Source organism: Stenotrophomonas sp. STEN008 (assembly GCF_056760435.1).
In genome coordinates this window covers 1-1,497 of sequence record NZ_JBRRET010000084.1, presented here as the reverse complement: position 1 = coordinate 1,497, position 1,497 = coordinate 1, and the positions used below count along the sequence as shown (strand labels likewise).

The window sequence follows — 1,497 nt, the reverse complement described above, 5'->3', positions numbered from 1 at the left end:
CCCCCCCCCCCCCCCCCCCCCCCCGCCCGCCGCCCCCCCCCCCGGCGCGGGGCGCCGGCCGGCCGGCGGCGGGGTACCCGGCACCACCGGCGGGCCGGGGGCCGCCGGGCCCCCCCCCCGGCGGATGCGGAATCAGGCAGCGACGCTCTCTTCCAGCGTCGGGTAATCGGTGAAGCCCGCCACCCCGCCTCCGAAGAACGTCGCGCGGTCCGGCAGGTTCAGTTCCGAACCTTGGCGCAGCCGCTCCGGCAGGTCCGGGTTGGCGATGAAGAGCCGGCCGAAACCAATCAGGTCGGCCCAGCCTTCGGCCAGTGCCTGCTCGGCGCGCTCGGCGGTGTACTTGCCGGCGTAGATCAGTGTGCCCGGATAGACCATGCGCAGCGCCTGCTTGAATGCCAGCGGCATCGGTGGTGCGTCGTCCCAGTCGGCTTCGGCGATGTGCAGGTAGCCCACGCCCAGCCCACCCAGCAGATGCGCGGCCGCCAGATAGGTGGCCTGCGGCGTGTCGTCCACCGCCCCCTGCAGCGTGGTCAGCGGCGCCAGGCGCACCCCCACCCGGTCGCCGCCCGCCACCTCGACCACCGCCCGCGTCACCTCACGCAGGAAGCGCAGCCGGTTCTGCAGCGCGCCACCATAGCCATCGGTGCGCTGGTTGGCCTGCGAATCGATGAACTGGTTGATGAGATAGCCATTGGCCCCATGCAGCTCGACCCCGTCGAAGCCCGCCGCCAGTGCATTGCGTGCCGCCTGCGCGTAGTCCTCGACGATGCCAGGGATCTCGTCCTCGCGCAGGGCGCGCGGCATCGAGTGCTGGACCATTTCGCCGACGCCGGCCTCCGGGCCGGCACCGGTCGGGTCAACGAAAACCTTCACGCCTTCAGCCAGCAGTGCCGACGACGACACCGGCGCCTCACCGTTCGGCTGCAGTGCAATATGCGAAACACGCCCCACGTGCCACAGCTGCGCATAGATGCGCCCGCCGGCCGCGTGCACCGCATCGGTGACCTGGCGCCAGCCCTGTACCTGTTGCGGACTATGGATGCCCGGCGTCCAGGCATAGCCTTGGCCCTGCGGGCTGATCTGGGTGCCTTCGCTGATGATCAGGCCGGCGCCGGCACGTTGCGCGTAGTACGCCGCCATTTCGGCGGTGGCAACATTACCGTGGGCCGCACGCGAACGGGTCATCGGCGGCATCACGATGCGGTTGGGCAGGGTCAGTGCGCCCAGGCGGTGGGGAGTGAACAGCATGTCGGCCATCTCTTGCGGGGGAGTGCCGCAAAGAATGGGGATGGCGCCCGCCGGGCAACAGGCACGGACTGGCAAAACAGTTGTTCCGCCGGGGCAATGATAGGCTCGCCCGAGGTCTCGCCCGGGGGGGGGGGAAAAAAGAAACCCCAAAAGAGGGGAACCCCCCCCCCCGGGAAACAGGGGGGGGGAGGAGGGCCCCCCCCCCCCCCCCCCCCGGCAAAACAGGGGGCCACAAACAAAACCCAAAAA

At 70.6% G+C, this 1,497-nt stretch carries 1 protein-coding gene; it reads right to left on the bottom strand.

Going from position 1 to position 1,497, the window contains the following annotated elements; translation table 11 throughout:
* Window positions 1-132: 132 nt before the first annotated feature.
* A complete protein-coding gene (locus ACVOME_RS18650) occupies window positions 133-1,248 on the bottom strand; it encodes an alkene reductase (protein WP_481505393.1) in 1,116 nt (371 codons plus the stop codon).
* Window positions 1,249-1,497 lie beyond the last annotated feature (249 nt).

Coding starts and splice junctions, on each gene's coding strand:
- ACVOME_RS18650 (WP_481505393.1), bottom strand. CDS start 1,248: ATGCTGTTCACTCCCCACCGCCTGGGCGCACTGACCCTGCCCAACCGC.